At 75.7% G+C, this 25,297-nt stretch carries 19 protein-coding genes; all 19 read left to right on the top strand.

Features of this window, described 5'->3' with window-relative positions:
- Positions 1–26: 26 nt before the first annotated feature.
- The 19 genes from murF (at position 27) to ABZ881_RS04835 (ending at position 25,295) form a co-directional block, all read left to right on the top strand.
- Positions 27–1,475 (top strand): UDP-N-acetylmuramoyl-tripeptide--D-alanyl-D-alanine ligase, encoded by a 1,449-nt coding sequence (gene murF, locus ABZ881_RS04925; protein ID WP_358481882.1) that lies wholly within the window; start codon positions 27–29, stop codon positions 1,473–1,475.
- Positions 1,472–2,542 carry a phospho-N-acetylmuramoyl-pentapeptide-transferase gene (gene mraY, locus ABZ881_RS04920; protein WP_344018828.1) on the top strand — a complete coding sequence of 357 codons (1,071 nt, stop codon included), beginning with the start codon at positions 1,472–1,474 and terminating at the stop codon, positions 2,540–2,542. The genes murF and mraY overlap by 4 nt, the downstream gene beginning before the upstream one ends.
- Positions 2,539–3,948 carry a UDP-N-acetylmuramoyl-L-alanine--D-glutamate ligase gene (murD, locus tag ABZ881_RS04915; RefSeq protein WP_358481880.1) on the top strand — a complete coding sequence of 470 codons (1,410 nt, stop codon included), beginning with the start codon at positions 2,539–2,541 and terminating at the stop codon, positions 3,946–3,948. The genes mraY and murD overlap by 4 nt, the downstream gene beginning before the upstream one ends.
- Complete coding sequence (gene ftsW / locus ABZ881_RS04910; RefSeq protein ID WP_358481878.1) at positions 3,945–5,243, top strand: putative lipid II flippase FtsW; 1,299 nt, start codon at positions 3,945–3,947, stop codon at positions 5,241–5,243. The genes murD and ftsW overlap by 4 nt, the downstream gene beginning before the upstream one ends.
- 2,757 nt (positions 5,244–8,000) lie before the next feature.
- Positions 8,001–9,065, top strand: a complete 1,065-nt coding sequence (locus ABZ881_RS04905; protein WP_358482100.1) for a UDP-N-acetylglucosamine--N-acetylmuramyl-(pentapeptide) pyrophosphoryl-undecaprenol N-acetylglucosamine transferase — start codon at positions 8,001–8,003, stop codon at positions 9,063–9,065.
- On the top strand, positions 9,062–10,492 hold the full coding sequence (gene murC, locus ABZ881_RS04900; RefSeq protein ID WP_358481877.1) for a UDP-N-acetylmuramate--L-alanine ligase: 1,431 nt from the start codon (positions 9,062–9,064) through the stop codon (positions 10,490–10,492). The genes ABZ881_RS04905 and murC overlap by 4 nt, the downstream gene beginning before the upstream one ends.
- Positions 10,493–10,538: 46 nt before the next feature.
- Entirely contained in the window at positions 10,539–11,633 is a 1,095-nt protein-coding gene (locus tag ABZ881_RS04895) for an FtsQ-type POTRA domain-containing protein (RefSeq protein ID WP_358481875.1), read from the top strand.
- 318 nt (positions 11,634–11,951) lie between these two features.
- Positions 11,952–13,325 (top strand): cell division protein FtsZ, encoded by a 1,374-nt coding sequence (ftsZ, locus tag ABZ881_RS04890; protein ID WP_358481873.1) that lies wholly within the window; start codon positions 11,952–11,954, stop codon positions 13,323–13,325.
- 3 nt (positions 13,326–13,328) lie between these two features.
- Positions 13,329–14,123 (top strand): peptidoglycan editing factor PgeF, encoded by a 795-nt coding sequence (pgeF, locus tag ABZ881_RS04885; RefSeq protein WP_358481872.1) that lies wholly within the window; start codon positions 13,329–13,331, stop codon positions 14,121–14,123.
- Between the two features lie 5 nt (positions 14,124–14,128).
- Positions 14,129–14,872, top strand: a complete 744-nt coding sequence (locus ABZ881_RS04880; RefSeq protein ID WP_358481871.1) for a YggS family pyridoxal phosphate-dependent enzyme — start codon at positions 14,129–14,131, stop codon at positions 14,870–14,872.
- 109 nt (positions 14,873–14,981) lie between these two features.
- The gene (gene sepF / locus ABZ881_RS04875; protein WP_358481870.1) at positions 14,982–15,740 is read left to right on the top strand and encodes a cell division protein SepF; all 759 of its coding nucleotides are present in this window, start codon (positions 14,982–14,984) and stop codon (positions 15,738–15,740) included.
- 3 nt (positions 15,741–15,743) lie between these two features.
- On the top strand, positions 15,744–16,040 hold the full coding sequence (locus ABZ881_RS04870) for a YggT family protein (RefSeq protein ID WP_085914995.1): 297 nt from the start codon (positions 15,744–15,746) through the stop codon (positions 16,038–16,040).
- Positions 16,041–16,087: 47 nt separating this feature from the next.
- Complete coding sequence (locus ABZ881_RS04865; RefSeq protein WP_358481869.1) at positions 16,088–16,948, top strand: DivIVA domain-containing protein; 861 nt, start codon at positions 16,088–16,090, stop codon at positions 16,946–16,948.
- Between the two features lie 87 nt (positions 16,949–17,035).
- Positions 17,036–18,619, top strand: a complete 1,584-nt coding sequence (locus tag ABZ881_RS04860) for a hypothetical protein (protein WP_358481867.1) — start codon at positions 17,036–17,038, stop codon at positions 18,617–18,619.
- Between the two features lie 325 nt (positions 18,620–18,944).
- Positions 18,945–22,166, top strand: coding sequence for an isoleucine--tRNA ligase (gene ileS, locus ABZ881_RS04855; RefSeq protein WP_358481865.1), 3,222 nt, complete (start codon positions 18,945–18,947; stop codon positions 22,164–22,166).
- A gap of 53 nt (positions 22,167–22,219) precedes the next feature.
- Complete coding sequence (locus tag ABZ881_RS04850) at positions 22,220–23,023, top strand: class I SAM-dependent methyltransferase (protein WP_358481864.1); 804 nt, start codon at positions 22,220–22,222, stop codon at positions 23,021–23,023.
- 62 nt (positions 23,024–23,085) lie between these two features.
- Positions 23,086–23,631, top strand: a complete 546-nt coding sequence (lspA, locus tag ABZ881_RS04845; RefSeq protein ID WP_358481862.1) for a signal peptidase II — start codon at positions 23,086–23,088, stop codon at positions 23,629–23,631.
- Between the two features lie 21 nt (positions 23,632–23,652).
- Positions 23,653–24,570 (top strand): RluA family pseudouridine synthase, encoded by a 918-nt coding sequence (locus ABZ881_RS04840; protein WP_344018864.1) that lies wholly within the window; start codon positions 23,653–23,655, stop codon positions 24,568–24,570.
- Positions 24,567–25,295 carry a hypothetical protein gene (locus tag ABZ881_RS04835; RefSeq protein WP_358481860.1) on the top strand — a complete coding sequence of 243 codons (729 nt, stop codon included), beginning with the start codon at positions 24,567–24,569 and terminating at the stop codon, positions 25,293–25,295. Before ABZ881_RS04840 ends, ABZ881_RS04835 begins: the two co-directional genes overlap by 4 nt.
- The last annotated feature ends 2 nt before the right edge of the window (positions 25,296–25,297 follow it).

The raw sequence follows: 25,297 nt of genomic DNA, 5'->3' as shown, positions 1-25,297 counted from the left end.
ACCGAGCCGGTGGAGACGAGCGGGCGATGATCGAGATGACGCTGGCCGAGGTCGCCGCGGTGACCGGCGGCAGGCTGCACCGGCTGACCGAGGCGGATGCCGCGGCGACCACGGTGACCGCGGTCGAGTTCGACTCGCGGGTGGTCGGGCCGGGCGGGCTGTTCCTGGCGCTGCCCGGGGAGCGGGCCGACGGTCACGACTTCGCCGCCGCCGCGGCGGCCCGCGGCGCGAGCGTGCTCGCCGGCCGCGAGGTCGATGCGCCCGCTGTCGTCGTGCCGCCCGCCGCCGCCCGCGACGCGCACACCTACCTGGGCGCGGTCGACCCGGACGGGCACGGTGCGGCGGTGCTCGCCGGGCTCGGCAGGCTCGCCCGGCACGTGCTCGGTGCGCTGCCCGGGCTCGCCGTCGTCGGGGTCACCGGCAGCGCCGGGAAGACCTCCACCAAGGACCTGATCGCGGCGGTGCTGGCGCCGCTGGGCCGCACCGTCGCCCCGCCGGAGTCGTTCAACAACGAGCTCGGCACCCCGTGGACCGCGCTGCGCGCCGACGCCGCGACCCGGCACCTGGTGCTGGAGTTCTCGGCCCGCGGCACCGGGCACATCGCCGCGCTCTGCGCGGTCGCCCCGCCCCGGATCGGGGTGGTGCTCAACGTCGGATCCGCGCACCTGGGCGAGTTCGGCTCGCGGGCCGGGATCGCCCGGGCGAAGGGCGAGCTGGTCGAGGCGCTGCCGCCGGGCGACCTGCCGGGCGACCGCGGCGGCGTCGCCGTGCTGAACGCCGACGACGACGCGGTCGCCGCGATGCGCGACCGCACCTCCGCCCGGGTGGTGCTGTTCGGCCGCTCCGCGGCCGCGGACGTGCGGGCCGAGCAGGTCGTCCTGGACGCCGGGCGGGCGTCGTTCCGGCTGGTCACCCCGGCCGGGTCGGCGCAGGTCCGGCTGCAGCTGGTCGGCGGGCACCAGGTCGCCAACGCGCTGGCCGCGGCGGCCGTCGCACTGGAGCTGGGCGGCACCCCGGAGCAGGCCGCCGCCGCGCTGTCGGCGGCCACCCCGGCGTCGCGCTGGCGGATGGAGGTGACCGACCGGGCCGATGGCGTCACCGTCGTCAACGACGCCTACAACGCCAACCCGGAGGCGATGGCCGCCGCGATCTCCGCGCTGACCTCGATCGCCGGGACCGACCGCCGGGCCTGGGCGGTGCTCGGCCCGATGGCCGAGATCGGCGACGGCGCGGCCGGGGAGCACGCCACGGCGGCCCGGCGCGCCCGGGACACCGGCGTGCGCCGGGTGGTCGCGGTCGGCGCCCCCGACTACGGCCCGGACGCCGAGCACGTCGACGACGTCGGGGCCGCGCTGGCCCTGCTGCGCGCCGAGATCGAGCCCGGCGACGTGGTGCTGGTGAAGGCGTCCCGCAGCGCAGGGCTGGAGCGGGTCGCCGCCGGGCTGCTGGCGACCGACGGGCTGGTGCGCCGGTGAGGGGCGTCTTCCTGGCCGCGGGCCTCGCGCTCGCGGTGTCCATCCTGCTGACCCCGTACCTGATCCGGTTCTTCGCCAAGCAGGGCTTCGGCCAGGAGATCCGCGAGGACGGCCCGCAGAGCCACCAGTCGAAGCGCGGCACGCCGACGATGGGCGGCGTCGCGATCCTGATCGCCATCTGGGTCGGCTACCTGGGCTCGCACGCCTTCACCCGGGAACCGATCACCGCGTCCGCGCTGCTGGTGCTGTTCCTGACAACCGCGCTGGGCCTGGTCGGGTTCATCGACGACTTCCTCAAGATCCGCCGCCAGCGCAACCTGGGCCTCAACAAGACGTCGAAGATCGTCGGCCAGGTCCTCACGGCGACGATCTTCGGCATCCTGGCCGTCCGGTTCGCCAACGAGCGGAACCTGACCCCGGCCTCGGAGAGCCTGTCGTTCGTCCGGGACATCACCGTGCTGAGCTTCGGCGTGGTCGGGTTCGTGCTGCTGTGCAACCTGATCGTCGCGGCCTGGTCGAACGCGGTGAACCTGACCGACGGGCTGGACGGCCTGGCCGCGGGCACCGCCGCGATGGTGCTCGGCACCTACGTGATCATCGCCTTCTGGCAGTTCCGCAACAGCTGCGCGATCGCCGCGTCCGCCGGCTGCTACGAGGTGCGCGACCCGCTCGACGTCGGCCTGGTCGCCGCGGCCGCGATGGGCGGCTGCATCGGCTTCCTCTGGTGGAACGCCGCACCGGCCCGGATCTTCATGGGCGACACCGGCTCGCTGGCGCTGGGCGGGCTGCTCGCCGGGCTGTCCATCGTGACCCGCACCGAGCTGCTGCTGGTCGTCATCGGTGGTGTGTTCGTGGTCGAGGCGCTGTCGGTGTCGCTGCAGATCCTGGTGTTCCGCACGTCGCGCCGGCGACTGTTCCGGATGGCGCCGTTCCACCACCACTTCGAGCTGGCCGGCTGGGCCGAGACGACCGTCATCATCCGGTTCTGGCTGCTCGCCGCGATCTGCGCGGCGATGGGGCTGGGGATCTTCTACAGCGAGTGGCTCGCCGCATCGGGTTCGGCGTGAGCGAGCCGGCGGCCGGCGGTCCGGTGCTCGTCGCCGGGGCCGGCGTGTCCGGGCTGGCCGCCGCGGTGGCGCTGCGCGACGCCGGTTCCCCGGTGTTCGTCTCCGACGACCGCCCCGCGGCGCTGGCCGGGCTGCCCGACGGCGTGCGCGCCTGGGCCGGGCCCGGCCTGCCGGACGGCGTGCGCACCGTCGTCACCTCGCCCGGCCGGCGCCCGGACCACCCGCTGGTCGCCGAGGCCGCCGCGGCCGGCGCCGAGGTGATCGGCGAGCCGGAGCTGGCCTGGCGGCTCGGCGAGCTGACCGGCAAGCCGCCGGCCTGGCTGGTGGTCACCGGCACCAACGGCAAGACGACCACCACCGAGATGCTCGCCGCCGTCCTGCACACCGCCGGGCTGGACGCGATCGCCTGCGGTAACATCGGCTATCCCGTGGTGAGCGCGGTCGCCGCGGGCCACGAGGTGCTCGCCGTCGAGCTGTCCAGCTTCCAGCTGCACTGGTCGCCGTCGGTCCGCCCGCTGGCCGGGGTGGTGCTGAACGTCGCCGAGGATCATCTCGACTGGCACGGCGGGGCGGCCGGCTACGCTGCGGCGAAGGCCGCCGCGCTGGTCGGGGACGTCGCCGTCGCCGGGGTGGACGATCCGGTGGCCGCCCGGCTGCTGGCCGCCGCACCGGCCGCCCGCCGGATCGGGGTGACCCTCGACGAGCCGGGCCCCGACCAGCTGGGTGTGTCCGGCGGGATGCTGGTCGATCGCGCGTTCGGCGGCGGGGAGCTGGTCGCCGCCGGCGCCGTCGTGCCGCCCGGACCGCCCGGGATCACCGACGCGCTCGCCGCGGCCGCGCTGGCCAGGGCCTACGGGGTCGGCACCGGGCCGATCGGGCGGGCGCTCGCGTCGTTCACCCCGGGCCCGCACCGCAGTGCCCCGGTCGGGACGCACGCCGGGGTCGACTACCTCGACGACTCGAAGGCCACCAACCCGCACGCGGCAGCGGCGGCGCTGGCCGCGATCGCCGCCCGCCGCCCGGGCGCGCGCACGGTCTGGGTGGTCGGCGGGCTGCTCAAGGGGGTCGCACCGGATGCGCTCGGCGAGCTCGCCGCGGCGCGGGCGGCGCAGCTGGCCGGGATCGTCGTGATCGGGACGGACCGGGCGCCGATCGTCGAGACCCTTGCGCGACACACCCCTGATCTCCCGGTCGTGGAGGTCGGGCAGCGTCACGATGGGGTCATGGTGCCCTCCGACCAGCCGGATCCGATGCCCGAGGCGGTTCGGCGGGCGGCTGCGATCGCCCGTCCGGGCGACGTCGTGCTGCTCGCTCCGGCGGCGGCCTCGATGGACCAGTTCCGCGACTACGCGCACCGCGGTGCGGCGTTCGCGGCGGCCGTCGCCGCGCTGGACGGTGGCCGGTGAGCCCGGCGGTACCGCGCTCCGGGCCGCGCCGGACCGCGGGTGCGGCCCTGGTCAGCGGGATCCGCGGCGGCTCGCGCCGGTTGCGGCGCTGGCTGCGCCGCCCGCTCACCTCGCTGCACCTGATCCTCGGCGTCTTCGGCCTACTCACGCTGTTCGGCCTGGTCATGGTGCTGTCGGCGTCCGCGGTGTCGGCCGGCGGCTCGTCGTACTCGGTGTTCACCCGGCAGCTCATGTTCTGCGCGGTCGGCCTGGTGCTGTTCTACGTCGGCCTGCGGGTCCGGCCGGCGACGCTGCGCTCGGCCGCCCCGGTGCTGCTGATCGTCGGCATCGTCGCGCTGGTCGCGGTGCTGATCCCGGGGATCGGCGTGGTCCGCGGCGGCGCCCGCTCCTGGTTCGCGATCGGGCCGGTGTCGCTGCAGCCGTCCGAGGCCATCAAGATCGCGCTGACGCTGTGGGGCGCGCACGTGCTGGTCGCCCGGCGGGCGGTGATGCACCGCTGGAAGCACGCGCTGAACCCGGTCGTCCCGGTCACCCTGCTGGTCTTCACGCTGCTCGTGCTGCAGCCCGACCTGGGCATGACCATCTCGATCGGCATCGTGATGCTGGCGCTGCTCTACTTCGGCGGCGCCCCGGTCAAGCTGCTCGCGCTGATCGCCGGCGGCGGGCTGGCCGGCGCGGTGATCCTCGGGCTGACCGCGGGCTACCGGGCGAGCCGGATCACCGCGTTCCTCTCGCCGGCCACCGCCGATCCGCTGGGCCCCGCCTACCAGGCGACGCAGGCGCTCTACGCGCTGGCCGACGGCGGGCTGCTCGGGGTCGGCCTCGGCCAGGGCCGGGCCAAGTGGGACTACCTGCCGAACGCGCACAACGACTTCATCTTCGCGATCATCGGCGAGGAACTCGGCCTGGTCGGCGCGTTCGCGGTGCTGGCGCTGTTCGCGACCCTGGCCTACACCGGGATGCGGATCGCGGCCCGCAACACCGACCCGTGGCTGCGGATCGTCGTGGCGACCTCGACAACCGGCCTGGTGGTCCAGGCCGCCATCAACATCGGATACGTCGTGGGGCTGCTCCCGGTGACCGGGCTGCAGCTGCCGCTGATCTCCTCCGGCGGGACCTCGCTGGTGGTGACCATGTTCCTGTTCGGGCTGCTCACCAACGCCGCCCGGCACGAACCGGAGGCCGTCGCGGCCCTCCGCAAGGACGGGCAGGGCCGGGTGGCGAAGCTGCTGCGGCTGCCGTTGCCGGAGCCCTACCGGGCGCCGGGGCCGTCGTCACGGTGGGCGGCACGATGAGAACGCTCCTGCGGGCCGGGAGCAGATGAAGTCGGACGACGCGAGGGGCACGAGAGCGTGACGGGCACGGATCACACCGGCGGTAACCGCGGCACCGGCGGACCCGGCGCGGGCCGGGACGGCCACGGCGCCGACCCGGCCGCCCCGGGCGCCGCCGACGGCCCGCCCCGGCGGCCGACGATGGGACGCCCGGCGCAGACCGGGCCGGTCGAGCCGGACGGAGTGCTGTTCGGACGGCCGGACGGCCCGGGCCGTCCCGGTCCGTCCCGGCCGTCGCGGGGGGAGCGGCGGACCGTCCGACTGGAGGTGTCCGGCCCCGAGCGGCGGACCGGCGCCGGCGCGCCCGGCCCGGAACCCGCCGGGCCGACGGCGGCGTTCGAGATCGTCCCGGACGCACCGGAGGCAACCGGGTCCCGGCCGGACGGGGGTGCGGGGGAGCCCGGTGGCCCGGCCGCGCCGCCCGCCGATGGACCCGCCCCGATGGGCCCGGGCGCCCGGGCGGGGATCGCCGCCCCGGGTACCGGCTCCCCGCAGGCGGAGCCCGGGTCTGCGGACCCGGTGGCGCCCGCCGGTGGGCAGGCGGCCGAGGGCTCCGCATCCGGCTCCGCCGAGGGTCCGCCCCACGAATCCGCCGGGGGTGCCGCGGGCTCGGCGTCCGGCGCCGGTTCGGGCAGTGCGTCGGGCACCGTCGGGGACTCCGCTCCGGGTGCTGCCGGGAACGCCGTCCCGGGCAGCGCGGGGAACTCTGTCTCGGGCTCCGTCGGGAGCTCTGTCTCGGGCTCTGCCGCGGGCACTGGTGCGGAATCGGCTCCGGGATCTGCTTCTGGATCTGCCGACGGCTCCGCGTCGGGCCCTGTTTCGGGCACTGCCGCGGGATCCGGTCCGGGCCCCGCGTCCGACCCTGCTGCGGGCGCTGCTCCGGGCGCTGCGTCCGACCCAGCCGCAGGCTCCGCTCCGGGTCCTGCGTCCGGCTCCGCCGCGGGCGCTGCTCCGGGTGGTGCCGCCGGCACTGGCACTGGCAGTGGCGCTGCGCATGGCACTGCTGCGGGCGCTGCGCATGGCACTGCTGCGGGCGCTGCGCATGGCACTGCTGCGGGCGCAGCTGATGGCGCTTCCGCGGGCGCTGCTTCGGGCACCGCGTCCGACGCCGCTACGGGCACCGCAGCCGGTTCTGCTCCGGGGACTGCGTCCGGCTCGGCTCCGGGTACCGTCGCCGGCTCCGGTTCGGGTGCCGCGTCGGGCGGGCCGGGGACGCAGCTGCCGGACACCGGGGGCGTCCGCGGCCCCAGCCGGCTGCCCTCCACCGGCTGGGACCCGCACACCCACGGCGGCCGGCCGCCGTTCCGGCCGGGCCAGGGGGAGGCCCCCGGCCCGGGTGGCCGGGCCAACGGGAGCCCGCGCAACGGAAGCCCGCGCAACGGCGTCCGGCGCAACGGCGCCTCCCGCGCCGACGAGCCGGAGCGGTCGGACGGCGCGCGCCCGCCGAGCGGCGACGCCGGGCAGCGGCCCGGTCCCCACCAGCCCGGGCCGACCCCGCCCGGTGCGATGCCGCCCGGCGGACTGTTCACGCCGGCCGGACCGCGTGCCCGCGGACCGGAGCGTCCCGGCGCCGGCCGCACCGGAACGCAGGGACCCGGTGCCCCCGGCGGTCCGGGTGCCGCCGGTGCCCCCGACCGGGCACCGGGGACACCCGGCAACCGGAACCCGGGACAGCACCCCGCACAGCAGCCTGCACAGAATCCCGGGAACGGTCCCGCGTCCCGTCCCGACGACCCGGTCGCGACCCCGCCGAGCGGTGCGCCGCAGGACGCCGGCACTCCGCCGGCTGGTAACCCGGTCCCCGGCGGCCGCGACGTCGCCGGGTCGTCCGCGGGCGACCAGCACGGCGCGGGACGCCCCGGCAACGGGCCGTCCCGCCAGGGCCGGCCGAGCGGCGTCTCCGGGACCGGCCCGCAGAGTGGTGCCGCGCTGTCCGCGTCCGGTCCGCGCGGCGCCGTCCCGCCGGCCGGCCCGGGACCCGGCGCCCGCCCGGGCGGGCAGCAGCCGCCGTCCGGTGGCCCGGTGGGGCACCGTCCGGGCGGCCCGGCGCAGCCCGGTCGGTCGGCCGGGATGCCGCAGTCCTTCGACGGTGCGGCACGGCGTGGCGGCCCGCAGCCCCCCGGCGGCCCGCAGCCGCCCGGTGCCCTGCCGTCGCCGGGCGGCCAGCGGCCCGGCGGTGCGCAGCCGCCGTTCGGCGGGCGGCCGGGCGGTGCTCCGAACCGTCCCGATGCCGGCCAGCCCCGGCAGGGCCCGTCCGGTGCCGGGCGGACCGAGCCGGGCCGTGCACCGGAGCCGGGCGGTTTCGCCCAGCACCCGGGCCAGGGCGTCGCGCCCGGTCTTCCGGACCAGCCGGTCCGCCCTGCCCAGCTCGGCCAGGCCACGGCGGACGGTGGCCCGGGCCAGCCGGTGTTCCCGGCCCGGCCCGACGCCCGCCCGGCGGCGGGACGGCCCGCGAGCCTCGCCGAGCCCGGCACCCCCGGCGCACCGGGCAGCCCGGCCGGTCCGGGGCATCCCGGCGGTCCGGGGAACCCCGCGGCTCCGGGCAACCCCGGCCCCGCAGCCCCCGGCGGCGGTCATCCCGGCAACCCGGGGCACCCCGGCAACCCCGGAAGTCCGGACAACCCGGGCAACGCCGGCGGCCCCGAGGGCGCCCGTGCCTTCCCGCCCGCCACCACCCGTCCCGCCGGTGAGCAGCTCCAGCCCCCGGCGCCCGGCGCGCTGTCCGTGGTCGTCGCCGGCGGCGGCTCCGCCGGGCACATCGAGCCGGCGCTGGCCGTCGCCGACGCGATCCGCAGGCTCGTCCCCGGCGCCCGGGTCACCGCGCTCGGCACCGAGAAGGGACTGGACACCCAGCTCATCCCGGCCCGCGGCTACCCGCTCGAGCTGATCCCGCCGGTGCCGCTGCCCCGCAAGCCCACCGCCGACCTGCTGAAGCTGCCCGGCAACGTCCGGGGCGCGGTCCGCCGGGTCCGCGAGGTGCTGGACGCGGTGCAGGCCGACGTCGTCGTCGGCTTCGGCGGGTTCGTCTCGCTGCCCGCCTACCTCGGCGCCCGCGGCCGGGTGCCGATCGTCGTGCACGAGGCGAACGCGCGCGCCGGGCTGGCGAACAAGGTCGGTGCCCGGTTCGCCGCCGCCGTCGCCACCGCCGTACCCGGCACCGGGCTGGCACACGAGCAGGTCGTCGGTATGCCGCTGCGCCGTTCGATCACCACGCTCGACCGCGCCGCGCTGCGGCCCGAGGCACGCACCTACTTCAACGTGCCGCCGCACGCTCCGCTGCTGCTGGTCTTCGGCGGCTCGCAGGGCGCCCGCACGCTCAACGACGCCATCGCCGAGTCGCTGCCCGCCTTCACCGAACGCGGGATCTCGGTGCTGCACGCCTACGGGCGCAACGGGACCCCGGCCGATCCGCGGCCCGGCTACTTCCCGACGCCCTACATCGAGCGGATGGACCTGGCCTACGCCGCGGCCGACGTCGTCCTCGGCCGGTCCGGGATGACGACGGTCGCCGAGCTGACCGCGGTCGGGCTGCCCGCCGTGTACGTCCCGCTCCCGCACGGCAACGGGGAACAGGCGCTCAACGCCCGCCCGGTCGTCCAGGCCGGCGGCGGCAAACTGGTGCCCGACGAGGAGATGAGCGGCGCGCGCGCCGTCGACGAGCTGATGCCGATGCTCACCGACCCGGACCTGGCGCTCGCCATGGGTCGGCGGGCCAGGGCGGCCGGCCACGGCGAGGCCGACGAGAAGCTCGCCCGGATCGTGATGGAGGTGGCCCGCCGGTGAACACCCCGAGCCCGCTCGGAACGCACGTGCACCTGATCGGCATCGGGGGTGCCGGGATGAGCGGCATCGCCCGCATCCTGCTGGCCCGCGGGACCGCGGTGTCCGGCTCCGACGCCCGCGAGTCCCGGACCGTCACCGCGCTGCGCGCGCTCGGTGCGCGGGTCGAGGTCGGCCACGACGCCGCCCACCTGCGGCACGACGGCGAGGACGCACCGACCGTCGTCGTCTCCACCGCCATCCGGGAGACCAATCCCGAGCTCGCCGCCGCGCGCGAGCAGGGCCTGCCCGTCGTGCACCGGGCGGTCGCGCTCGCCGCGCTCACCGAGGGCCGCAGGCTGATCGCGATCGCCGGGACCCACGGCAAGACGTCGACGACGTCGATGGTCACCGTCGCGCTGCAGCACTCCGGCGCCGATCCGTCCTTCGCGATCGGCGGTGACCTGTCGATCTCCGGAAGCGGCGCGCACCACGGGAGCGGCGAGGTGTTCGTCGTCGAGGCCGACGAGAGCGACGGCTCCTTCACCGCGTTCGCACCGTCGGTCGCGGTCGTCACCAACGTCGAGCCGGACCACCTGGACCACCACGGCGACGCGCAGACCTACTACGCGGTGTTCGAGCGGTTCCTCGACCGGCTGGTGCCCGGCGCCGTGCTGGTCACCTGCGCCGACGACCCCGGCGCCGAGACGGTCGCCGCCGCCGCCGAGCGGGCCGGGATCCGGGTGCTGCGCTACGGCCGGTCCGCACCGGGGGCGCTGGACGCCCGGCTGCTCGACTTCACCCCCGACGGAACCGGCTCGCGGTCGCTGTTCCGGCACGGCGGCGCCGAGCGGGAGCTGCGGCTGAGCGTGCCCGGCGAGCACATGGCGCTCAACGCGCTCGGCGCCTACCTGGCCGCGGGGGAGACCGGCGCCGACCCGGAGACCCTGCTCGACGGGCTCGCCGGGTTCGGCGGGGTGCAGCGCCGGTACGAGTTCAAGGGCCGGGTCCGCGGCGTCTCCGTCTACGACGACTACGCCCACCACCCCACCGAGGTCGCGGCGACCCTGCGCGCCGCTCGCGAGTCCGCACCGACCGTGCACGGCAGGCGCGGCCGGGTGCTCGTCGCCTTCCAGCCGCACCTCTACTCCCGGACCCGGCTGTTCGCGCGCGAGTTCGGCGAGTCGCTGTCGCTCGCGGACGAGGTCGTGGTGCTCGACGTCTACGGTGCCCGGGAGGACCCCGAACCCGGGGTCGGTCCGGCGCTGATCACCGACGAGGTGCGGCTGCCCGCCGAGCGGGTGCACCGCGCCCCGTCGTGGGAGCAGACGCCGGCGGCTGTCGCCGCGCTCGCCGTCGACGGCGACACCGTGATCACGATGGGGGCCGGGGACGTCACGGCGCTCGGCCCGGAGATCCTGCGCGAGCTCGCCGGGGGCGACCGGGAATGACCGGATGCCGGGCGCACCCGGCACCGACGACCGCCGAGGGGGCGCGATGAGCAGGGGCGACGAGACCGGCGCACGCACCGGGCCCGGCGGCACCGCACGTCGCACCCCGGAGCAGGAACGGCAGGCGGCCGAGCGGGCCCGCCGGATCCGGGAACGCCGCGCGGCCGAGCGGTCCGCAGGCTCGGCGGACACCGGGGAGACCGGGCGGCCGCGCCGGGCCGACCGGGCCGGCGAGCGGGACTCGGCGCGCCCGGCCACCGCCGTGCAGACCGACGACGACGCCGCCACCCCGGACGCCGCCGGGACCCGCGACCCGGGCCGCGCCGGCCGGGGGACCGCTGACCGCGCCGCCCCCCGGGACACCGGCGGGACGGCCCGCGAACGGACTGCCGCACGGACGGCGGCACGGACGGCGGCACGGACGGCCGCGCGGGAGCGCGCCGCCGACCCGCGGCACCGCCGCCGGCGCCTGGTCGCGCTGGCGGCCACCGTGCTGGTGGTGCTGATCGGGCTCTCCGCCGCGGTCTGGTGGGCGCTCGGCAGCTTCGGGCCGCCGGTGTCCGCGGTCGAGGTGAGCGGCACCCGGCAGATCCCGGTGCACGACGTCGAGGCCGCCGCCGACGTCGGCACCGGTGTCCCGCTCGCCGCGGTCGACACCGGCGCCGTCGCCGCGCGGGTGTCGGCGATCCCCGGCGTCGCGAGCGTCGACGTCGGCCGGATCTGGCCGGACACACTGTCGGTGACCGTGACCGAACGCACCCCGGCCGCGCTCGTCGAGACCCAGGACGGGCTGCAGCTCGTCGACGTGACCGGCTTCGTCTACCGGAAGGCACCGCCGGACCTGCGGCTGCCCCGGCTGCAGCTGCCGTCCGTCGGCCCGGAGGACCCGGCGACCCTGGCCGCCGTCGGCGCCCTGCGCGCCCTCCCGGAACCGGTGCGCGGCCAGGTGGAGACGCTGTCCCTCGGGGCCGGCGGGAGCACCTTCGAGCTGGGACTGACCGAGGGCAGGCGGGTGCTGTGGGGACCGTGGTCGGACACTGCCGCCACCGCGCAGCGGGCCGAGGTGCTCGGGCCGCTGCTCGAACGGGAGGGCTCGGTCTACGACGTGTCCAGCCCGGCCCTGGTCACGGTCCGCCGGTGAACCGGCCCGCGCACGAACGTGCCGCGATGCCACCCGAACGGCCCTCGCGCCACGCCCGGCCGGACCCCGGCCGCCGGGCCCGTGCGGGCCAACCTCGGCGCGATCCCTTCCGTACCGAGGGCGGGGTCGGCGTAGGGTCACCGGCCGGCGACTGAGCGCGTTTCACGTGACCGGAACGGTGAACCACCCGGGCGGGGTGTTGTCGGCGCGCGGCGCGCCTGCTGGACCCGGGCCGGGGAAGCGACCTAGCGTTTCGCCCGAAGGCCCGGGGCACCCGGAGCTGGACCGGACCCCCCGAGCGACTGGAAGGTGCCGCGCATGACGCCCCCGCACAACTACCTGGCCGTGATCAAGGTCGTCGGCATCGGTGGCGGCGGCGTGAACGCCGTCAACCGCATGATCGAGGTCGGCCTCAAGGGGGTCGAGTTCATCGCGGTGAACACCGACGCCCAGGCCCTCCTGATGTCGGACGCCGACGTGAAGCTCGACATCGGCCGCGAGCTCACCCGTGGGCTCGGCGCCGGCGCGAACCCCGATGTCGGCGGCAAGGCCGCCGAGGACCACGCCGAGGAGATCGAGGAGGTCCTCAAGGGGGCCGACATGGTCTTCGTCACCGCGGGCGAGGGCGGCGGCACCGGCACCGGTGGTGCACCGGTCGTCGCCTCGATAGCCCGCAAGCTCGGCGCCTTGACGATCGGCGTCGTCACCCGCCCGTTCACCTTCGAGGGCCGCCGTCGCGCCGGCCAGGCCGAGGACGGCATCCAGGCGCTCCGCAACGAGTGCGACACCCTGATCGTCATCCCGAACGACCGGCTGCTGCAGCTCGGCGACGTCGGCGTCTCGCTGATGGACGCCTTCCGCTCCGCCGACGAGGTGCTGCTCTCCGGCGTGCAGGGGATCACCAACCTGATCACCACCCCGGGCCTGATAAACCTGGACTTCGCCGACGTCAAGTCGGTGATGTCCGGCGCGGGTTCGGCGCTGATGGGAATAGGGTCCGCGCGCGGTGAGGGCCGGGCGGTGCAGGCCGCCGAGAAGGCCATCAACTCCCCGCTGCTCGAGGCGTCGATGGACGGTGCGCAGGGCGTGCTGCTGTCCATTGCGGGCGGCTCCGACCTGGGTCTGTTCGAGATCCACGAGGCGGCGTCGCTGGTCCAGGAGGCGGCGCACCCCGAGGCCAACATCATCTTCGGCACCGTGATCGACGACTCGCTCGGCGACGAGGTGCGGGTCACCGTGATAGCGGCCGGCTTCGAGGGCGGGACCCCGACCCACAAGAAGCTGGAACCGGCCGTGTTCAGCCGCGGCACCCAGAAGGCGTCCGAGCCGGCGGCCGGTGCGGGCCAGTCCCAGTCCCAGTCCCAGTCCCAGCCGGCGCAGCAGGCCCAGCCCGCACAGCAGGCACCGCAGCAGAACAACCCGACCGGGTACGGCTCGGGTGCCGGAAGCGCGCAGGCCACCACGCCGGACCTGCCGGCCTCGGTGCCGTCGTCGCCGGAGCGGACCGGCGTGCTGCCGCCCGCGCAGCCCACCGCGCCCGCGCCGCGGCAGCCGGACCTGCGTGCGGAGTCCCCGGCCGGCACCGAGCACCATCCGGCGCCGACCGCCACCGGCAACGGTTCCGCCCCGGCGGCCCGCCCGGCCGATCCGGTCGAGGACGAGGTGGACGTCCCGCCGTTCATGCGGCGCTGACCGATGACGCAGGCCGACTCGCCGCCGGTCCGCGTCCGCCGGGTCACCACGACGAGGGCGGGCGGCCGGTCGGCCGGCCCGTACTCCCGGTTCAATCTCTCGCTAGGCGTCGGCGACGACCCGGCGGCGGTGACCGCCAACCGGGCCCGGATCGTCCGTGAGCTGGGCCTGACCGGGCTGGTGTTCCTGCGTCAGGTGCACGGCCGCGACGTCGCCGTCCTCCGGGAGGCGCCGCGGGCCCGCCCGGGCACCGGCGGGGTCGCGCCGGATGTGCCCGATGTGGACGCCGTCGTCACCGACGTCCCGTTGCTCGGCATCGCGGTCCTGGCTGCGGACTGCGTCCCGGTGCTGCTCGGCGACCCGGTCGCCGGGGTGGTCGGGGCGGCACACGCCGGCCGGGTGGGTGCTGCGTCCGGCGTGCTCGACGCGGTGATCGACCGGATGACCGGGCTCGGGGCCGCCGTCGAGCGGCTCGAGGTGCTGCTCGGGCCCGCGGTGTGCGGCCGGTGCTACGAGGTGCCGCCCGCGATGCGCGACGAGGTGGAGGCCGCGCTGCCCGGCAGCGCGTCGACCACCCGGACCGGCACCGCCGGGCTGGACCTGCGGGCCGGGCTGGCCCGCAGGCTCGCCGATCTCGGCGTGACCCAGGTCGGCACCGACCCGCGCTGCACCATCGAGGATCCCGACCTGTACAGCCACCGCCGGGAGGGCCGGTGCGGCCGGCAGGCCGCGATCACCTGGCTCGACCCGCGTGACGTGCGCGACCCTCGCAGCACCACCGCCCGCGCGGCACGATGATCGGCGTGGCCGATCCCGACACCCCCGAACGCACCGCCGAGCTGACCGAACGCCTCGCCGCGGTCCGCGCCCGCCTGGCGGCGGCCTGCCGGTCCGCCGGCCGTGATCCGGCCGAGGTCTCCCTGCTCGCGGTGACCAAGACGGTGCCCCCGGCCGACGTCGCGACCCTGATCGACCTCGGGCTCGCCGAGTTCGCCGAGAACCGGGCCCAGGAGCTGGCGGCCAAGGTCGCCGACGTCTCGGCCGCCCGGCCCGGCGCGGAGCCGCGATGGCACTTCGTCGGTGGCCTGCAGCGGAACAAGGTGCGCACGGTGCTCCCGTGGGTGACCTGCATCCAGTCCGTCGACTCGCCACGACTGGCCCGGGCGATCGACCGCGAGGTCGGCCGGCTGCGCGGGGGCGGGGAGCGGGACGCCCCGCTGCCGGTGCTCGTCCAGTACAGCGTGGACGGCGATCCGGCCCGCGGTGGCGTGCCCGGCGACGGGCTCGACGAGCTGGCCGACCTGGTCGCGGAGCTGCCCGGCCTGGAGCTCGCCGGCCTGATGGCGGTCGCGCCGCTCGGCCGGGAGGCCGGTGCGTCGTTCGCCGCGATCGCCGCCGCGGCCGGCCGGGTCCGGGAGCGGCATCCGGCGGCCCGCACCCTGTCCGCCGGGATGAGCGGGGACCTGGAGATCGCGGTCGATCACGGTTCGACAGTGGTGCGTGTCGGTACGGCCCTTGTGGGGGACCGGCGGATAACCTCGGAGTAATCGCTGGTCGGTGCGGGTACGAGGCCATCGGCGAGACCGTCGCCAGAACGCGGGTGCGCGCGCGAGGTGAGCGCGTACGGAGTCGAGCAGTACTGCGAGGGGACAGCGGATGAGCGCGATGTACCGGCTGAAGGCGTACTTCGGCATGGTCCCGGCCGACGAGATGGACTACGTGGACGAGCCGGCCCACTACCGGGCGGCCCACGAGCACTCCTCGAGCGGTCGCGGCGACCGCTGGGCGACCGGTGCGGGTCGGTTCGCCGACCAGGACGGTTACGACGACGAACGATACGAGCCCGCCGCGGGCTTCGACGACGGCTGGGGACCCCGCACGGCGCGGGACACCCCCCGTCCGGCGCGCGGTGTGCGGCCGGATCCGCGCGGTGAGCGGGAGCCCGGTGATCACCTCGGGCGGGTCTCGCCGATCGGCGGGGCCGCCGGAGCGGCCGTCCGCGGGTCGCTCGCGATGGATCCGGACGCGTTCCGGAGCCCCTCTCGGGAACATCAGCGCGAGGAACGGCCGACACCCGTCGCGTCGGCGCCCGCGCCCTCGGCGGTGCCCGAGCAGCGCGACCGGACGGCCGTCGCGCCGGCCTCGATCACGACGCTGCACCCGCGCAGCTACAACGAGGCGCGCACGATCGGCGAGCGCTACCGGGACGGTGTGCCGGTCATCATGAACCTCACCGATCTGGACGGCGCGGCCGCGAAACGCCTGGTGGACTTCGCCGCCGGCCTTGCGTTCGCGCTGCGCGGATCGATCGACAAGGTTACCGACCGGGTGTTCCTTCTCACCCCGGCGGACGTCGAGGTGTCCGCCGACGACGCGCGGAGGCTCGCCGAGCGCGGAGCTTTCCGACAGGATTGACGCGTGTCCACCGCCATCGGCTTCCTGATCTATTACGTCCTGTTCTTCTTCTGGCTGCTGCTCGCGGCCCGGATCGTCGTCGAGATGGTCCGGTCCTTCGCGCGTCAGTGGCGACCGGCCGGAGCCCCCGCGGTGGCGCTCGAGGTCGTCTTCACCGCGACCGACCCTCCGGTCAAGTTGCTGCGGAGAGTGATCCCCGTGGTCCGTATCGGAGGCGTAGGACTGGACCTGTCGATTATGGTGCTGTTGCTGGTGGTGTTCATCTCGATGAGCGCCGTCAGATCACAGCTCCTGGGTTGAGCCCCAGTCACCCGGGAGTGCCGCCGAGGACCGCATGAGGTGATCCGATGCCGCTGACGCCCGCCGACGTTCACAACGTCGCGTTCAGCAAACCCCCGATCGGGAAGCGGGGGTACAACGAGGACGAGGTCGACGCCTTCCTCGATCTGGTCGAGGCCGAACTGGCCCGGCTGATCGGGGAGAACGACGACCTCCGAGACCAGGTCGCACAGCTCGAGCAGCGCCTCGGCGATGCCGAGGCCGACCTGGACGAGGCCCGCAACCAGCAGGCCCCGGCACAGACGCAGGCGCTGCAGGCGTCGCCGTCGCCGATGGGACGTGGTGGCGGAGCCCCCGCGCCCCAGCTCGCCGGAGTGGGGGGATCCGCCGACGCCGAGGGCGGGGACCATCACGTGCAGGCGGCCAAGGTCCTGGGCCTGGCCCAGGAGATGGCCGACCGGCTGACGGCCGAGGCGAAGAACGAGGCCGACACGATGCTGTCGGATGCGCGGACCAAGTCCGAGCAGCTCCTCTCCGACGCCCGTACCAAGGCCGACGGCCTGGTCAACGACGCGCGCTCGCGTGCCGAGACCATGCTCAACGACGCCCGTACCCGTTCCGAGACGCTCGAGCGTCAGTCGCGTGACAAGGCGTCCGGCCTGGTCAGCGATGCCGAGCGCAAGCAGAACGAGATCATGGGCGCGATCCAGCGGGACAAGTCCGTGCTGGAGAAGAAGATCGACGAGCTGCGCACCTTCGAGCGCGAGTACCGCACCCGGCTCAAGACCTATCTGGAGTCGCAGCTGCGCGACCTGGAGGGCCGCGGGTCTGCGGCGCCGACGGACAACTCCGGCAACGCGAACCGCTCCGGTTCGAACGGTGGCTACGCCGCCTCCGGATACGGCCAGCGGGCCGACACCGGGAGCTGACGCCCGGCGCGCGAGCAATGCGCGCCGGGATGCCCGACGACGATGGGGTAGCGGCCGGGTGCCACTGCCGACCGACGGAGTTCGCCGATGTTGATGCTGGTGCTGGTGCTGGTAGCGATCGCGCTGGCGCTCTGGCTTGCCGGATGGTTCCTGCAGGTCGTTGCGCTGTTCTGGACGTCGGTCGGGGTCTGCCTGATCGCCGGTCTGGTGCTGCTCTACGACTGGTGGCAGACCCGGTCCGCCGTACGGGCCGGGGACCGGTCGGAGAGCGCCGATGCCGGACCGACCCCGGAGCGGCCCGGTCCGCCCCGGCACCAGGGCCCGGACATGGAACCCGCCACCCAGATCCTGCCTGTCGTCCGGCCGGAGACGGGTGGCCCCGGCCGGGCCGGTGCCGGCCTGCCGGGGGCCGCGGGTGGAGTTCCGGACGCGGCCAACGCGTCGGATGCGACCATCCAGATCCCGGTGATCCGGCCGTCCGGCTCTGAGGAGGGACCGCCCGCCGTTTCCCGATCGGGTGGTTCTTCATCACGCTCAGTGACGGACGGGGCGGCTGCGGACGGCGACACGTCGTCCGGCGGACACCCGGCCGGGTCGCCGGACGAGTCCGCGGCCGCGGCGACGACTGCGGCCCGGGTGCCGACGACGCCCGACGCTCCGGCTGCTTCGGATGCCCGGGGGGTTTCGAAGGCCCCGAACCCCCAGGACGGCTCCGGGCCGGCCGATCGGGACGACACGGGTCGTGGCGGCGACCCGGCACGTCCCGACGGCCCGCCCGGGGACGCCCGGGCCCCGGGCACGACGGGGGCGGCGCAGGCCGATCCCCGGGATGCGGTCCCGCCGCACGGCTCCGACCGGTCGCCGGCCGGCTCCGCTGGGGTGAGCCGGCGCGACACGACGACGGCCGCCGGGACCGGCTCCGCCGCCGGCGGCGGAGCCGACGACCCGGGCTTCGGCTCCGGTTCGGCCCCGGCGGGCGCGCCGGGTGCCGGTGACGCCGCCCGGACCACGGCCACCGGGGTCACCGGATCGGCTCCCGGCGCCGGCGGACCAGGTTCCGGGACTGCCGGATCGGCTCCCGGCGCTGCCGGTGGGCCGGGCGACACGCCGGACCGGACTGCCGCAGCCCGGGCGGCCGGCGCAGGATCGGTGGAGTCCGCGACCACCGCTGTGCCGCTCGGCGGCACAGCGGTACCGGCGGGATCCGCCGGACGCACCACCGCGGCGCAGGCCGCGGGCGGCGCGGGCCTGGCCGCAGGCGCTGCCGGTGCAGCCGGCGCGGCTGGTGCCGACAGCGGAGCCGGCGGGGCCGACTCCCGCTCCGGTGGGGCCGATACCCGCGCCGGCGGTGTCGAGAACGGAGCCGCCGGGGCCGATGCCGGGCGGCCGCCGTCCGACGTGGGCGCCGCGTCGGAGCAGCAGCCGATCGCCGGCGAGGCCCCCGAGGAGCCGCGCGACCCGACCCTGGCGGGCCTGGTGGCCCGACTCCCGGACGAGGTGCTGGTGATCGACGAGCACCCGCGCTACCACGTGCAGACCTGCCGGGCGCTGCCCGGCAGGCCGGTGATCCCGCTCCCGGTCAGCGAGGCCGTCGAGCTCGGGTTCACCCCGTGTGGCTGGTGCTCGCCGAACCGCTCGCTCGGCGAGCGGCACCCGGCCCAGGTCCGCTAGCCGGCCCCCGCTTCGCCGGGCTGTGTGAATGAGCCCGCTTCGCCGGGCTGTGTGAATGAGCCCGCTTCGCCGGGCTGTGGAATAACCGGGTGCCCGCCCGCGCTACTCTGGTTCCACAGGCACCGATCCGGCCATCACCGGGGAGCCTCCGGAAGAAACGGCCCGTCCTGCGCGGGCCGGAGTAGAACCGGACGGGTGCGGCCCGTCATCGCCGTCGAACGAGAGGCGCACGCGAGCCAGGGTGCGCAAGCGGGGTGGTACCGCGGCACGGCCTCCACGGGCCGTCGTCGTCCCCGTGCGAACCGACATTCGCACGAGGAGCGCCATGAGCGACACCGGTTACCCCGAGGTTCCCGCACATCCCACGTTCCCTGCGCTGGAGCGCGACGTCCTGGCGTCCTGGGAGGCCGACGACACGTTCCGCGCGTCCGTCGAGCAGCGCCCGGCCGGGGAGAACGGCTCGTGCGAGTACGTCTTCTACGACGGCCCGCCGTTCGCCAACGGCCTGCCGCACTACGGCCACCTGCTCACCGGCTACGTCAAGGACGTCGTCCCGCGCTACCGCACCATGCGCGGCAACCGGGTCGAGCGCCGCTTCGGCTGGGACACCCACGGCCTGCCCGCCGAGGTCGAGACCGAGAACCAGCTCGGCATCAAGCACAAGTCCGAGATCGAGGAGATGGGCGTCGCCGCCTTCAACGAGGCGTGCCGCACCTCGGTGCTCCGCTACACCGGCGAGTGGCGCGACTACGTCACCCGCCAGGCCCGCTGGGTCGACTTCGACAACGACTACAAGACGCTCGACCTGGACTACATGGAGTCCGTCATGTGGGCGTTCAAGTCGTTGTGGGACAAGGGCTTGGTCTACTCGGGCTTCCGGGTGCTCTGGTACTGCTGGCGCTGCGAGACGCCGCTGAGCGCCACCGAGACCAAGATGGACGACGTCTACCTCGACCGGCAGGACCCGGCCGTCACCGTCGGGCTGCGGCTGTCCGACTCAGGCTGCGCGGACCTCGACGGCGCGCTCGCCCTGGTCTGGACGACCACCCCGTGGACGCTGCCGTCGAACCTGGCCGTCGCGGTGCACCCGGACGTCGACTACGCGGTCGTGCAGGCGAACGGGGAGCGCTGGGTGCTCGCGCAGGCCCGCGTCGCCGCCTACGCCCGCGAGCTGGGCGAGGACCCGCACGTCGTCACCGTGCTGAAGGGCTCCGACATGCTCGGCGCCGCCTACACCCCGCCGTTCGACTTCTTCACCGGCCGGGAGAACGCGCACCGGGTGCTGGCCGCCGACTACGTCACCACCGAGGACGGCACCGGGCTCGTGCACATCGCCCCCGCCTTCGGTGAGGAGGACAAGGAGGTCACCGACGCGGCCGGCATCGAGGTCGTCAACCCGGTCGACTCCCGCGGCGAGTTCACCACCGAGGTCCCGCCGTACGCCGGCATGCAGGTGTTCGACGCGAACCCGCAGATCATCCGGGACCTGAAGGAGCGCACGTCCGAGCACGTCGGCGGCGTGCTGCTGCGGCACGAGACCTACGACCACCCGTACCCGCACTGCTGGCGCTGCGGTAACGCGCTGATCCAGCGTGCCGTCGACTCCTGGTTCGTCCGGGTCACCCAGTTCCGGGACCGGATGGTCGAGCTCAACCAGCAGATCGACTGGACGCCCGCGCACGTGCGCGACGGCCAGTTCGGGAAGTGGCTGGAGGGCGCCCGCGACTGGGGGATCTCCCGCAACCGGTACTGGGGCAGCCCGATCCCGGTGTGGCAGTCCGACGACCCGCGCTACCCGCGGACCGACGTCTACGGCTCGCTCGACGAGCTGGAGCGCGACTTCGGCGTGCGCCCGACCGACCTGCACCGCCCGTACGTCGACGAGCTGACCCGGCCCAACCCGGACGACCCGACGGGCGTGAGCACCATGCGCCGGGTCCCGGAGGTGCTGGACTGCTGGTTCGAGTCCGGCTCGATGCCGTTCGCCCAGGTGCACTACCCGTTCGCGAACGCCGACTGGTTCGAGCACCACTACCCGGGCGACTTCATCGTCGAGTACAACGGCCAGACCCGCGGCTGGTTCTACACGCTGCACGTGCTCGCCACCGCCCTGTTCGACCGGCCCGCGTTCCGCAACTGCTCGGCGCACGGCATCGTGCTCGGCGACGACGGTGCGAAGATGTCCAAGTCGCGCAAGAACTACCCGGACGTCAACGAGGTCTTCGACCGGGACGGCTCGGACGCCATGCGGTGGTTCCTCATGGCGTCGCCGATCCTGCGCGGCGGGAACCTGATCGTCACCGAGCAGGGCATCCGGGAGGGCGTCCGGCAGGCGATCCTGCCGCTGTGGAACAGCTGGTACTTCCTGTCGCTCTACGCCGGCGGGCAGCGCGGGACGTTCCGCATCGACAGCCAGCACGTGCTCGACCGGTACGTGCTGGCCAAGACCGCGGACCTGGTCGACGGCGTCACCGCGGCGATGGACGCCTACGACATCGCGGGCGCCTGCGAGCGGATCCGGGAGCACGCCGAGACGCTGACCAACTGGTACGTCCGGCGCTCCCGGGAGCGGTTCTGGGCGACCGGATCGGCCGACGCCGAGGCCGTCCGGCGGGACGCCGTCGACACCCTGCACACCGTGCTGGAGGTGACCTGCCGGGTTGCGGCGCCGCTGCTGCCGCTGACCGCGGAGGCGATCTGGCGCGGCCTCACCGGCGGCCGCTCGGTGCACCTCGCCGACTGGCCGGGCGGGTCCGACCCGGCGCTGCCCGGGACGGCCGCGGCGGGGGCCGGGCTGCCGCACGACGCCGAGCTGGTCGCCGGGATGGACCGGATCCGGCAGGTCGCGTCGGCGGCGCTGTCGCTGCGCAAGTCGGCGAAGGTCCGGGTGCGCCAGCCGCTGCCCGGGCTCACCGTCGCCGCCGCCGACGCCGCGGACCTGGAGCCGTTCATCGCCCTGCTGCGCGACGAGGTGAACGTCCGCACGGTCGAGCTCACCGAGGACGTCGCGGAGCACGGACGCTTCGAGATCGCGGTGAACGCCCGGGTCGCCGGCCCGCGGCTGGGCGCCGACGTGCAGAAGTGCATCCGCGCGGTGAAGGCGGGGGAGTGGAGCCGGGAGACCGACGGCGGCCTGGACACCGTCGTCGCCGCCGGGATCACCCTGCAGGACGGCGAGTTCACCGAGCGGCTGGTCGCCGCCGACCCGGCGCACACCGTCGCGCTGCCGGGGAACAGCGGGCTGGTCGTGCTCGACACGACCGTCACCCCTGAGCTGGCGGCCGAGGGCACCGCGCGCGACGTCGTCCGGGTCGTGCAGCAGGCCCGCCGGGACGCCGGGCTGGCGGTGGCCGACCGGATCGCGCTGACCCTGGACGGGCCGGACGTGGTGCTGGACGCGGTCCGCACGCACGAGTCGTTCGTCGGCGGGGAGGTGCTCGCGACCGCGGTGGCCTACGGCGCTGTGGCCGACGGGGCCTCGGCCGGGCAGGTGGTCGGCCCGGACGGGTCCGCCGTCGAGCTGCGCGCGCGGGTCGAGCGCGCCTGAACCCCGGGGTGCCGGGCCGGTCACCCGGCCCGGCGCCCCCGTAGGCTCGCCGGGTGGGCGCGGCAGCGGATCGGTGGCGGGAACTCCAGTCCGGACGGGGGATCCCGGAGCACATCCGGCGCGCCGCCCCCGCCGATCCGTGGACGCACCGCGCGGCCGACTTCGCGCCGCCCGCCGAGCCCGCCGACACCCCGTCCCGGGCCGCGGCCCGGGCGCTCGCCGAACGTGCCGCGGCCTGGAGCTGCGCCGGCGCGTCGGTGCTCGACGTCGGCTGCGGCGGCGGTGACGCCGCGTTCGCCGTCGTCCGGCCCGATCCGTCGCCGGTGGCGCGGGTGGTCGGCGTCGACCGGCAGGCCGACATGCTCGCCGTGTTCGCCGCGACGGCCCACGAGCGCGGGATCCCGTACGGCACCGTGCAGGGCTCCTGGCCGGAGGTCGCCGCCGACGCCGACCGGCACGACGTCGTCGTCTGCCATCACGTGCTGCACAACGTCGTCGATCTCCCGCCGTTCCTCGCCGCCCTGCACGCCGCCGCCCGCGGCCCGGCGGGCGGCGTGGTGGTCGAGATGCTGCCCGAGCACCCGATGGCCTGGCTGGACCCGCTGTGGCGGCACTTCCACGACCTGGACCGCCCGCCGAGCGCCACCGCCGACGACGCCGTCGCGGTGCTGCGCGAGGAGCTCGGCGTCGCGCCGGAGGTGCGGCACTGGACCCGGGACCGGCGGCTCCCGCACGACGCGGGCTGGGTGGCCCGCCGGCTGTGCCTGCCCGCGTCCCGGCTCGCGGAGGTCGAGTCCGCGCTGGCGACGGTGCCGCCGCGGCGCACCGACGCCGTCACGATCGTCTGGTCGCCCTGAGTCGGCGACCGCCGGACCGGACCGCCGGAACGTGCGCCGCCGGCGCTCGTCATACTCGGGGGGTGAGTTCCGATCCCGCCGCCGGCGAGGCACCCGTCGATCCCGCGCTACGGCGGCGCGGGGTGTTCCTGCTGGCCGGGATCGCCGGCGTGGTGCTCGCCCTCGACCTGGCCACCAAGATCGCCGCCGTCGCGACGCTGGAGGACCGCGACCCGGTCACCGTGATCGACGGCTTGTTCTACCTGACGCTGCTGCGCAACCCGGGCGCCGCCTGGTCGATGGCCACCGGGTACACCTGGGTGCTGACGATCGTCGCTGTCGTCGTCGTCGGGGTGATCATCCGGATCGCCCGCAGGCTGGTCTCCATCGGCTGGGCGATCGGGCTCGGACTGGTCCTGGGCGGCGCGCTGGGCAACCTGGTCGACCGGTTCTTCCGCTCGCCCGGCCCGATGCGCGGGCACGTCGTCGACATGTTCGCCGTGTTCGCGCCGGACGGCAGCGTCTTCCCGGTGTTCAACATCGCCGACTCCGGCATCGCCTGCGGCGGGATCCTGCTGGTGCTGATGGCGCTGCGCGGGGTGGAGATCGACGGACGGGTGGGTGGCTGAGCCGTGGGTGACCTGCGGAGCATGCCCGTCCCTGACGGCCTCGACGGCATGCGCATCGACTCCGGCCTCTCCCGGCTGCTGGGCCTGTCCCGCACGGTCGTCGCCGGGCTGGCCGAGTCCGGCCGGATCCAGGTCGACGGCAGCGTCGCCGGCAAGTCCGATCGGCTGCTCGGCGGGGCGTGGCTGGAGATCGAGCTGCCCGACGTCGAGACCGCCGAGCCGGTCATCGCCGGCCCGGCCGAGGTCGTCGCCGGGCTGACCGTGCTGCACTCCGACGACGACATCGTCGTCGTCGACAAGCCGGTCGGCGTCGCCGCGCACCCGTCGCCGGGCTGGACCGGGCCGACCGTCACCAGCGGCCTCGCGGCGCTCGGGTTCCGGCTGTCCACCTCCGGCGCCGCCGAGCGCCAGGGGATCGTGCACCGGCTCGACGTCGGCACCACCGGCGTCATGGTGGTCGCCACCTCCGAGCACGCGTACACGGCGCTGAAGCGGGCGTTCAAGGAGCGCACCGTCGACAAGCGCTACCACGCCGTCGTCCAGGGACATCCCGATCCGTCGTCGGGCACCATCGACGCGCCGATCGACCGGCACCCGCGGCACGACTACCGGTTCGCCGTCATGCAGAGCGGCAAGCCGAGCATCACCCACTACGACACGATCGAGGCGTTCCGCTCGGCCAGCCTGCTCGACGTGCACCTGGAGACCGGGCGTACGCACCAGATCCGGGTGCACTTCTCCGCGCTCCGCCATCCCTGCGTCGGCGACCTCACCTACGGTGCGGATCCGACGCTGGCCAAGCGGGTCGGGCTGAGCCGGCAGTGGCTGCACGCCAGGACGCTCGGCTTCGAGCATCCGGCGGACGGCCGCCACGTCGAGTTCACCAGCCCCTACCCGGACGACCTGGCCGCGGCGCTCGAGGCACTGCGGGACCCGTGACCGGGCTGAGCACGCGCGGCCTGTGGGTGGTCGTCGCGCTGATGGGCGTGGTGCTGCTCGGCACGCTGTGGGTGGCCGGGTCCGGCCCGCCCGTCCCGGCGGGCACCTCGACCGGCTCGATCCGGCTCGGCCCCGAACCCGGCCAGGACGTCGGCGAGTACCTCGCCTCGCTGCCCGGGCAGCTGCCGCCCGAGGGGATGCCGGTGCCGGCGCTGGTCCAGTTCGACCGCCCGCTGGACGTGCCGGACGCGGCGGCGCTCGCCGGGACGTCGCCGGTCGGGACCGTCGTGTTCCGGGTGCCGCTGGAGCGGGTGCAGACGGCGCTGCGGTTCGAGCACGTGACCGGGACCGGTGACCCCGCGGCGGCGCTCGGCGTCGCCCGGGAGCAGGCGGCGTTCCGCGCCGAGGCCGACCGCGAGCGGGCCGAGCGGGCGGCCGACCCGGCGGCCGACCCGGAGACCGGCGCGCTGCTCACCCGGCGGGCCGCGATCGCCGCCGCCGAGCAGCGGATGCTCGCCGCGCCGGACTGCGCCTGCGTCATCGGGCTGGTGGTCACCGCCGACCGGGACGCGCTGGAGGCGCTCGCCGGCACCGCCGGGGTGCGCGCGGTGCACGCGGCGCCGCAGCGCTCCAGCGCGGCACAGCTGGCGCTGTCCCCGCTGCTGCCCGAGCAGACGACGGCGGCGACCCCGCCGCCCGACGACGGCCCGGTGCCCGCCGGGTGAGC

Origin of the sequence: Pseudonocardia sp. NPDC046786 (assembly GCF_040645415.1) — a bacterium.
Taxonomy (GTDB): Bacteria; Actinomycetota; Actinomycetes; order Mycobacteriales; family Pseudonocardiaceae; genus Pseudonocardia; species Pseudonocardia kongjuensis.
Note: the sequence above shows the minus strand (reverse complement) of the source record. Positions and strands in the feature narration are given on the sequence as shown.